General features: G+C 55.5%; 11 protein-coding genes. 5 read left to right on the top strand and 6 right to left on the bottom strand.

The features are described from left to right. The 6 genes from AUK29_01155 to AUK29_01130 all read right to left on the bottom strand — a co-directional run. Positions 1–1,045: hypothetical protein (locus tag AUK29_01155; protein OIP66272.1), on the bottom strand; the 1,045-nt coding region annotated here is incomplete at its 3' end. Between the two features lie 89 nt (positions 1,046–1,134). Then, positions 1,135–2,436 (bottom strand): ammonium transporter, encoded by a 1,302-nt coding sequence (locus tag AUK29_01150; protein OIP66274.1) that lies wholly within the window; start codon positions 2,434–2,436, stop codon positions 1,135–1,137. 108 nt (positions 2,437–2,544) lie between these two features. After that, positions 2,545–2,883 carry a transcriptional regulator gene (locus AUK29_01145; GenBank protein ID OIP66271.1) on the bottom strand — a complete coding sequence of 113 codons (339 nt, stop codon included), beginning with the start codon at positions 2,881–2,883 and terminating at the stop codon, positions 2,545–2,547. Between the two features lie 44 nt (positions 2,884–2,927). Further along, on the bottom strand, positions 2,928–4,229 hold the full coding sequence (locus AUK29_01140; GenBank protein ID OIP66273.1) for an ammonia channel protein: 1,302 nt from the start codon (positions 4,227–4,229) through the stop codon (positions 2,928–2,930). 317 nt (positions 4,230–4,546) lie between these two features. Next, entirely contained in the window at positions 4,547–4,828 is a 282-nt protein-coding gene (locus AUK29_01135) for a hypothetical protein (GenBank protein ID OIP66270.1), read from the bottom strand. 38 nt (positions 4,829–4,866) lie between these two features. Then, the gene (locus AUK29_01130; GenBank protein ID OIP66269.1) at positions 4,867–5,061 is read right to left on the bottom strand and encodes a ferredoxin; all 195 of its coding nucleotides are present in this window, start codon (positions 5,059–5,061) and stop codon (positions 4,867–4,869) included. A gap of 309 nt (positions 5,062–5,370) precedes the next feature. Between AUK29_01130 and AUK29_01125 the strand changes: the two genes are divergently transcribed. The 5 genes from AUK29_01125 (at position 5,371) to AUK29_01105 (ending at position 9,191) form a co-directional block, all read left to right on the top strand. Continuing rightward, positions 5,371–5,829: an MOSC domain-containing protein gene (locus tag AUK29_01125; protein ID OIP66268.1), complete on the top strand. Its 459-nt coding sequence runs from the start codon at positions 5,371–5,373 to the stop codon at positions 5,827–5,829. Continuing rightward, positions 5,816–6,355 (top strand): molybdenum cofactor biosynthesis protein, encoded by a 540-nt coding sequence (locus tag AUK29_01120; protein OIP66267.1) that lies wholly within the window; start codon positions 5,816–5,818, stop codon positions 6,353–6,355. Before AUK29_01125 ends, AUK29_01120 begins: the two co-directional genes overlap by 14 nt. 16 nt (positions 6,356–6,371) lie before the next feature. Continuing rightward, on the top strand, positions 6,372–6,818 hold the full coding sequence (locus AUK29_01115) for a hypothetical protein (protein OIP66266.1): 447 nt from the start codon (positions 6,372–6,374) through the stop codon (positions 6,816–6,818). 204 nt (positions 6,819–7,022) lie between these two features. Then, the gene (locus AUK29_01110) at positions 7,023–8,093 is read left to right on the top strand and encodes a chorismate mutase (protein OIP66265.1); all 1,071 of its coding nucleotides are present in this window, start codon (positions 7,023–7,025) and stop codon (positions 8,091–8,093) included. Positions 8,094–8,108: 15 nt separating this feature from the next. Continuing rightward, positions 8,109–9,191 (top strand): histidinol-phosphate transaminase, encoded by a 1,083-nt coding sequence (locus AUK29_01105; protein ID OIP66264.1) that lies wholly within the window; start codon positions 8,109–8,111, stop codon positions 9,189–9,191. The last annotated feature ends 140 nt before the right edge of the window (positions 9,192–9,331 follow it).

Raw genomic sequence — 9,331 nt, 5'->3', positions numbered from 1 at the left:
CTTCATTGGAATCATCGTGCCTGTACTCCCCTCGCACGATGAGGTTCTCTCGCAGCATATAACTGACCGTGCACGTGCTCTCCCAGAGGTCCTGATCGGTCCCGGTGCGGACGCCGTCCCGGTCATTGAAGGCCTCTCCTCTCAGACTGACGCCCAGACGGTCGGTCAGATCGTAACGCACGACCCCGGAGAACCCGCTCCACTTGGCATCCTTGCCGCCGGGTGCGCTCTTATCCTCCGAGCCCAGATCGTAGTTCAGGAGAAGGGTGAGATTCTTGATCGGCTTGATCGTGGCCACCACGTCCATGAGTTTCCGCTTATCTGCGGTGTCGTCATCCTTTTCCGCGCCGTACATCCCGTTCACGGTAATGGCAAAGAGATCCGATGGATGATACCCGATGCCCAGATGGCCGGTCTTGGCCCGGTTGTTGTCCGTGGTGTTGTCCCATCCGTTCACCAGACCAAACTTGATGTCGATGGTATCCCCGATCGGCTTGGTCCCCATGATCCCTGTATGGGTGAAGGGGATGGCATACCCGAACAGAAAAGACCGGGAGATGTTGTGGTTGCTGGGCGCTTCAATGACCTCGGCGCCGTGGAGCGTCACAAACTTCCCGACCATCCAGTCGACCCCTATGGCCTTGTAGGTGAGGTAGGCCTGCTGAAACTCAAAGTCGTCATCGTTGGCGCCGCCCAGAATCTGGGCCGTGTGGCCGAAATCCAGGTCCGTGCGGAAACCGACACCCTCTTCGCTTTTCTTCTCAAACACCAGCTTCACCAGGTCCACTTCAAAACTGTTGTCTTCGGTATCAAAAACCCGAAGCGTGTTTATGCCCGAGTCCGGCCGGTTGAAATTGTACGTGTATGAGGTATCCACAAAACCGCTTAAGCTGATCCCCTTAAGAAATTCCATTCCCGCCGTACCCTGCTTTTCCAGGGTGGCCACCCGCTCCTCCAGGGTCTTGTCTTCCGCGAAACCGCTTCTACCGAAGAGTACAAGAACCATCACCATCACGACATGTGTTGCAATTTTGCTCATCTTCATGCCCAATCCTCCCGTTTGTTGGTTTAAATCCCCCTTGCTCCCCCTTTTTCAAAGGGGGAGATCCCTTTTATCCCCGAAATCCGCTTGTACTATTTCATTCCAGTCAGGGTAAAGTCCGGGTAGGCCTCCAGGCCGTGCTCGCCCACATCCAAACCGTCCTTTTCCTCCTCGGCTGAAACGCGAAGCCCGATGGTCTTTTCGATTACCTTGAACAGAATGTACATAAGCGGAAAGACCCACAGAAACGCCGCCCCTATCCCGAGCAGCTGGACCCCCACAACCTTTGCGGAGAATCCTTCCGCGTTGAACAGCCCCGCGGCCAATGTTCCAAAAGCCCCGCAGACCCCGTGCACGGAGACTGCGCCCACCGGATCATCAACCTTCAACTTCTTATCAATAAAGACCACGGAGAGAACCACGAGGATCCCGGCGATGAGACCGATGATCACGGAACTCGTCACCGAAACGTTGGCGCAGCCGGCAGTAATGGCCACCAGACCGGCCAGGGCCCCATTCAGGGTCATGCTTGCCTCGGGCTTGCCGTACATGACCCAGGCCGTAATCATGGCGGACACCGCACCGGCAGCGGCCGCCAGGTTCGTGTTCACGGCAATGCCGGCAATATCTTTGTTGGCCGCGGTGGTGCTCCCCGGGTTGAACCCGAACCAGCCGAACCAGAGGATGAATACCCCCAAGGTTGCCAGAGGAATGTTGTGCCCGGGAATCGCCCTGGCCTTGCCGTCGGCCGTGTACTTTCCGATTCTCGGTCCCAAAACAATCGCCCCGGCCAGGGCCGACCAGCCCCCCACGGAATGCACCACCGTGGACCCCGCGAAATCGATAAAGCCGAGCTTCTCAAGCCACCCTCCGCCATGGAACAGGCCGCCCCAGGCCCAGCTCCCGAATACCGGATAAATGAATGCGGAAATCACGGCACTGTAGACCAGATAACCCACGAACTTGGTCCGTTCGGCCATGGCCCCGGAAACGATGGTGGCTGACGTGGCGGCAAAGACCACCTGGAACATCCAGAAGGCCAGGGTCCATTGATCCCCGTCCTTTGTAAAGTCCGAAAGAAAAAAACCGGTGGTTCCGAACCATCCGGTGCTCGTGACACCGAACATGATCCCGAATCCTACGGCCCAGTACGCCAGGCTCCCCATGGCAAAATCCATCAGGTTCTTCATCATGATGTTCACGGCATTCTTGGCGCGCGTGAACCCAGTCTCCACCATGGCAAAACCCGCCTGCATGAAGAAGACCAGAAAGGCCGCTACCAGCGTCCAGACAAAGTCTAAATGACTCTGTACCTTGGCAATAGCCTCGGCATTCCCGGCCACGGTGGGAGCCGCCTCTTCGGCAAAGACCGAGACCGGCCCGACCAGGGCCAGGATACATACCAGCAGAAAAAAACTTCTCAAACGGATCTCAGAGGCTTTTTGCCTCATTAAAGTAAACATGCCATTCTCCTCCTTGATAAGTTAGGTCCCTGTTCCATTTCAGATTGCGTACCGGCCCCGTTCACCGGTCCGGACTCGAATAACATCTTCAATGGAGATCACAAAAATCTTGCCGTCGCCGATCCGGCCTGTCCGTGCCTTCTCGATCACCTTTTCGATGATCTGATCCACCAGATCCTCTGAAACCACAATCTCGAGTTTAACCTTCGGGATGAAGTCAATGGTATATTCACTCCCGCGGTAGAGCTCGGTATGCCCCTTCTGCCGGCCATACCCCTTGACCTCGGTCACGGTCAGACCGCTGATGCCGATCTCGGTGAGCCCTTCCCGGACTTCATCAAGACGGCCAGGCTGGATGATGCATTCTACTTTTTTCATAATCTCTCCCTCCTTAATTTAAGGTATAATCCCATTTCTCCCGATTAAAAATGATATCCCATCTCCCCATGTTGTGTCTGGTCCAGACCGGTATTCTCTTCATCGCTTGTTACACGCAGTCCCATGATTTTGTTCAGCAGCCAGACCAGAATCAGTGTCATGGTGAAGGCATAGATGATCGTGGCGCCGATCGCAGTCAACTGCACTATCACCTGTCTTCCATGACCCGCAATCAGTCCGGTCCCGTTCACGGTGGCGAATATGCCTGTGGCCAGGGCCCCGAAGGTCCCGCCCACGCCGTGCACGCCGAAGGCGTCCAGAGAATCGTCATAGCCCGCCTTGGCCTTGAAAAGGATGGCAGAATAACAGAGCACACCGACTGCCAGTCCGATCACCAGGGCCCACATGGGTTCCACAAACCCGGCAGCCGGCGTGATGGCTACCAGACCCGCCACGATCCCCGAAGCGGCGCCCAGTGCGCTCGGCCTTTTCTGGATCACCCACTCTGACATCATCCAGGATAAAGAACCGGCCGCTGCGGCGATCTGCGTATTGGTGAAGGCCAGGGCCGCATTTCCGTTTGCAGCCAGGGCAGATCCGGCATTGAACCCGAACCAGCCGAACCAGAGAAGCCCCGCGCCCAGAAGGGTCAGGGTCAGGTTATGCGGAAAGATACCGACCTCCAGATACCCCTTGCGTTTCCCCAGCAGGGTAATCGCTGCCAGGGCGGAGATACCCGAAGAGATGTGCACCACGGTCCCACCGGCATAATCCAGTGCGCCCATGTTTAAAAGCCAGCCGCCGGTCCCCCAGACCCAGTGGGCAATGGGGTCATAGACCAGTGTCGCCCAGAGGAAGATAAAGACCACATAGGTGGAAAACTTCATCCGCTCGGCAATGGCCCCGCTGATCAGGGCCGGGGTGATGATGGCAAACATCCCCTGGAACATGATGAAGACATAGGCCGGGATGGTCCCCTGAACGGTCTCCGGCCCGATCCCCTTTAAAAAAAGATGATCCAGCCCTCCGATAAAATGATTCACATCCGGACCGAATGAGAGGGTATAACCGATCACCACCCACTGCACACCGATCACGGCCATGGCCACGAAGCTGTGCATCATGGAAGAGAGCACATTCTTCTTCCGCACCATGCCGCCATAAAAAAGGGCAAGTCCGGGAAGCATGAGAAGCACCAGCGCCGTGGAGATCAGCATCCAGGCCGTGTCCGCGGCATTGATTGACGGCGCTGCATCTTCTGCGGCCTGCAAACCTGAAGCGAACAAAAACAGAACCCCTGAAAAAATCATCAAAGGCCAAACTTTCCTGTGCTTATGTTTCATCATTCCTCCTCCCATCATAATTTCAATGAACCTCCCCTCATTCATCTGCCTCTCATTTACCTAAAGCAATTAGGATGCCAATTGCTTTCCTGAAAAAGCTCACCTCGGTCAACACTGTCTATCTTATTGTCTTCCAAGAGGAATCATAGAAAAAGATATGGGAGAGTGAGCCGCCATAAACTGAGGACAGCCGCTCAAAAAAAAGGCGCCTGCTTATTTTCTATGCAGCCATTCGTGAAAATGAGGCATATTAATATGATGGGATTTTTTTTGAATCAGCAACGCCTCTGCAGAAGGGAAGGGGATACGGATGAATGGATTTACTTTTTCTGATCTTTGTTTTTAGGGTCCTTTTTTTTAATCATGCCGTCACGCAGGAGCTTGTTGTATTTCATCACACCCAGGCACTGTTCCGCGCTCGGACACCAGTCCAGGCAGCTCGCCTCCTTGGTGCGGCTCACCGGGCTCCCGCACTTGGGGCATGTCTGGTTCATTTCATCGGTCCAAATTTCCACCTTGGTCCCGCACTTTTTGCAAAGGAACTCCTCCGGGGATGGCTGCAAAATCTTCTTGGCCCCAGGGCAGATATTCTCAAAAGACATGGGTTCTCCTTGTTCCCCGTCAGACCTTATCCTTCCATTTATTCATCCATCAGGCTGATCGCCGATACAGGGCAGTTCTCTGCCGCGGCCTCACAGCAGCCGGCGATCTCGCAGCCCCCTTCATCGATCACTTCAGCCTTCTCCATCTCTTCATTCAACTGAAAGACCGCCGGGCATATTTCCGCGCACCCCCCGCACCCAATACACGTCTCCTGGTCAATGACGGGCTTCATTTAAGATCCTTTCTTCTTCAAGTGGGCAACTCCCTCCGGTTTAGATGTTGTTCTTAAACTTAACAAATTATCTCCGAGCGGTCAAGCCGGATCGGGAAATGTATTAGGGATGACTTTGGGGACATCCTATTTAAGTCATTCACATGGGAATTTACTTGCATTATTAGGTTATGTAGGGTTAAATCAGTGTAGTTTCATGGAGAGGGATTTTATGCGTATCGCCGTGGGGGCGGACCACGCCGGGCGCCGCTTCAAAGAGGCGCTTTTTCCCTACATCAAGGCATTGGAGAAGTCATAGAAGGGATGCGGATGGCCGAAATCATTTCAGTCAATATCAGCAGGAACAAGGGAGAGAGGAAGAAGCCGGTGGCCTCGGTCATGATCTCGGCGGGCCATGGGATCGAATCGGATGCGCATGCCGGGAAGTGGCACCGCCAGGTCTCCCTGCTCGCTATCGAAAGTATCCGGAAGATGCAGGCGCTGGGGATCGAAGTGGGGCCCGGCGATTTTGCCGAGAACCTGACCACCGAGAATATCAATCTGGTTTCGCTGCCCATCGGGACCAGGCTCCGCATCGGGGATCAGGTCGAGGTGGAGGTTACGCAGATCGGAAAGGTATGCCATGACCGTTGCGAGATCTACCGGCAGGCCGGGGATTGCGTCATGCCGAGGGAAGGGATCTTTGTCCGGGTCCTCTCCGGAGGCGAGGTCAAGCCCGGCGATCCGATTCTCGTCCCATCGGGAGAGGGGCCCTATGTTGAGCCGTGATCATTCTCAGAACGTCCCTGCCGGTTCGGAGAGGTCCTACCGAGTGGCGGTTCTGACCCTGAGCGACAAGGGCGCCCAAGGGATCCGCGATGATGAGAGCGGGAGGCTTCTTCAGGAGATGGTCCGTGACCTTCCCGGAGAGGTGATTTTCTACAAGCTCCTTCCGGACGAAGCGGTTCTCATTGAAGCGCTCCTTTGCGAACTCTCGGACCGTGGAGACGTGGATGTGATCCTGACCACGGGAGGCACCGGCGTCTCTCTTAGGGATGTGACTCCCGATGCCACGCTGCGCGTCATCGACCGGGAGGTCCCCGGCATGGCCGAGGCCATGCGGGCCGCGTCTTTAAAGAAGACCTCACGAGCCATGATCTCACGCGCCGTCTGCGGTATCAGGAAGCAGACTCTGATTATCAACCTCCCGGGAAGTCCCCGAGGCGCCCGGGAAAACCTGACCGTGCTCCTTCCGGCCCTGCCGCACGCAATAGACAAAATCCGGGGGGATCAGCGTGACTGCGCCTCAACATAAAAGAGAGGAGGTCTCTATGATTAAAACCATTTTAATTCCTACGGACGGCTCCGCTTATTCCCGGTATGCCGTAGAGTATGCGGTTGATCTCTGTGCCGCCTTGAAGGCCGATCTGGTTTTGGTTTCGGTGGTGGACGTGCGTTTCGACATGTATGATGTCTACAGCGAGTTTCATTCCCCCGTCCGGATCGAAGAGGTGATCCGGGAGCAGATGAGCAAGGCGCTGGATAAACAGGCCGCAGAAATTCAGGGCCGCGAGATCAAAGTCAGAAAGATCCTGAAGGTCGGGGACGTGATCAACGAGATCCTCACGGTGGTGAAGGAAGAGGGGATCGACCTGATCGTCATCGGCACCCACGGCCGCAAAGGGGTCTCCCGGTTCCTTCTCGGGAGCACCACCGAGAAACTGGTTCGAAGCGCTCCCTGCCCGGTTCTCACGGTCCGTCCGCCGGAAGAAAAGTGATGGTGTTGAAAATGCAAAGTGAGCGGCAGTCCGAAGAATAGATACGGCATAAAAAAGTTCTCTGCACCCCCTGCCCGGACAGGAAACCCACGATTTGGTGAAATTATTCATTGATTCAGGCTCCATAATTGGTTAAAATGTATAAACTTTTCGGTCAGCGCCCGCTGTTCGGGGGAGTTCCGAGAGGGAAGATGAGGTGGGGACATGGGCCGGTTAGACGATCTGCGCAGGGAAATTGATGCCCTGGACGAAAAGATTCTTGATGCGCTGAATCAGAGGGCGGAACTGGCCATCGAGATCGGCAAGATCAAAATGAAGGAGAATCAAACCGTTCATGCGCCTTCCCGGGAGCTCGAAGTCCTGGAACGGCTGGGGAAAAAGAACAAGGGGCCCTTCCCCAATGAGGCCCTCCTTTCGGTCTATCGCGAGATCATGTCGGCGTCACTGGCGCTGGAAGAGCCGGTCAAGGTGGCCTATCTGGGACCGGAGGCGACCTTTTCCCATCTGGCTTGCATGCGGATTTACGGGAATTCGGCCCGGCATGTCCCGGTCAAGAGTATCAGCGAGGTCTTCGATGCCGTGGAGCGGGGGCATGTGCACTACGGTGTGGTCCCGATCGAGAATTCCACGGAGGGCGGGGTCAGCTACACCCTCGACATGTTTCTGGAGTCCGACCTCAAGATCACGTCTGAGATGCTTCTTGAGATCTCGCTTCACCTGATGAGCATTTCCGGCGAGATGGCGAGGGTGCGCAAGGTTTACTCCTTTCCGCAGCCCACGGCCCAGTGCAGGAATTGGATCCGGAAGCATCTCTCCCATATTCCGGTGATTGATGTGGAAAGTACGGCTCGGGCCGCCCAGTTGGCCTCGGAAGACCCGGATTCTGCGGCCATCGCCAGCGAGGCGGCGGTCAAGGTCTATGGCTTGAAGACCATCCAGCAGCGGATTGAGGACAACGCGCAGAACTATACGCGCTTTTTATCCCTATCCAGGGAGATGGCCCCCCGTACAGGGTACGACAAGACCTCCATTCTCTTCTCCTTCAAGAACCGGCCGGGGGCCCTGTTCAACGTGCTTCAACCCTTCGCGGATCATGGGATCAACCTGACCAAGATCGAATCCCGTCCGACCAAAAAAAAGGCCTGGGAATATGTTTTTTACGTGGATATGGAAGGTCATCTAAAAGACCCCTCGGTCAAGGAAGCCCTTCAGTCGCTTCAGGATCAATGTTTCTTCCTCAAGGTTCTCGGTTCTTACCCAAGGGCCCGGAAGTGAAAGGAGGCCCCTGGCATGATCCAGGTCCCGGAGCATATACGCCGCCTGATCCCTTATGTCCCAGGCAAGCCCATAGAAGAGTTGGAGCGGGAATTCAGGCTCAGAAATTCCATCAAACTGGCATCCAATGAGAATCCGCTGGGACCGTCCCCGCGTGCCTTGGAGGCCGTTCAGGGGGCGCTGGCGGGCATTCACCGCTACCCCGACGGAAACGGCTACTATCTGAAAGAGGCGCTTGCCGAACGGCACGGCCTTTCTCCTGAGCAGATCATCCTCGGTAACGGCTCCAATCAGATCCTGGATCTCATTGTGAGGACGTTCTTTCGACCCGGCATGAATGCCGTGACCTCGGAGAGGACCTTCGTGGTTTACCCCATGGCCATGCAGGCTGTAGGAGGGGAGTGCCGGGCCGCGGCCATGAATAAAGAGACGTATGATCTGGATGCCATGGCCGATCTGGTGGACGGAGAGACCCTCTGTGTCTTCATCGCGAATCCGAACAACCCGACAGGAACGGTCATTCACAGGAAGAGCTTCGAGGCATTCATGGAGAGGCTGTCGTCTTCGGTCCTGGTGGTCATGGACGAGGCCTATTTTGAATATGTGGAAGATCCGGAATCGCCGGACGGTCTTGAGTATCTCAAGGCAGGAAAGGATGTGATCGTCCTTCGGACCTTTTCCAAGATCTATGGGCTCGCCGGCCTCAGGATCGGCTACGGCATGGCGGACCCGAAGATCATCGAGGCGATGAACCGTGTGCGGGAGCCCTTCAATACCAATACCCTGGCCCAGGCCGCAGCCCTCTCGGCCATTGGGGACGAGGCCCATGTCCGGGAAAGTCTTGAAGTCAACAGGGAAGGCAAGGCGTTCCTCTATGAGGCATTTGAGCGCATGGGGCTTCCCTACACGCCGACCCAGGCCAACTTTATCTGGGTGGAGACGCCCGTGCCTTCGCGTGAGATCTATGATGCTCTTCTCAGTAAAGGGGTGATCGTGCGGGTCATGGGGGAGCGGCATCTCAGGATCACCATCGGTCTGCCCCGGGAAAATCAGAGGCTGGCCGGGGCGCTGGAGAAGGTGATTGGGGGAAGAATATAAAATAACCATAGGAGGTTTTCAGTAAATCCTAAATTCGAAATCCGAAATTCTAAACAATATCTAATGACCAAAATTAAAAGTTCGAAACAGTATAATGGGGAGCAGAATTGTTTAGAATATTTGAATTTTGAAATTCGAAT

This window comes from Nitrospirae bacterium CG2_30_53_67 (genome assembly GCA_001873285.1).
GTDB lineage: Bacteria > CG2-30-53-67 > CG2-30-53-67 > CG2-30-53-67 > CG2-30-53-67 > CG2-30-53-67.
This window is presented reverse-complemented; position numbering and strand designations above follow the sequence as displayed.

Bases quoted from the DNA above. Each gene is read 5' to 3' on its own strand.
- AUK29_01145 (OIP66271.1), bottom strand. From the start codon at position 2,883: ATGAAAAAAGTAGAATGCATCATCCAGCCTGGCCGTCTTGATGAAGTC.
- AUK29_01140 (OIP66273.1), bottom strand. From the start codon at position 4,229: ATGATGAAACATAAGCACAGGAAAGTTTGGCCTTTGATGATTTTTTCA.
- AUK29_01135 (OIP66270.1), bottom strand. From the start codon at position 4,828: ATGTCTTTTGAGAATATCTGCCCTGGGGCCAAGAAGATTTTGCAGCCA.
- AUK29_01130 (OIP66269.1), bottom strand. From the start codon at position 5,061: ATGAAGCCCGTCATTGACCAGGAGACGTGTATTGGGTGCGGGGGGTGC.
- AUK29_01125 (OIP66268.1), top strand. From the start codon at position 5,371: ATGGCCGAAATCATTTCAGTCAATATCAGCAGGAACAAGGGAGAGAGG.
- AUK29_01120 (OIP66267.1), top strand. From the start codon at position 5,816: ATGTTGAGCCGTGATCATTCTCAGAACGTCCCTGCCGGTTCGGAGAGG.
- AUK29_01115 (OIP66266.1), top strand. From the start codon at position 6,372: ATGATTAAAACCATTTTAATTCCTACGGACGGCTCCGCTTATTCCCGG.
- AUK29_01110 (OIP66265.1), top strand. From the start codon at position 7,023: ATGGGCCGGTTAGACGATCTGCGCAGGGAAATTGATGCCCTGGACGAA.
- AUK29_01105 (OIP66264.1), top strand. From the start codon at position 8,109: ATGATCCAGGTCCCGGAGCATATACGCCGCCTGATCCCTTATGTCCCA.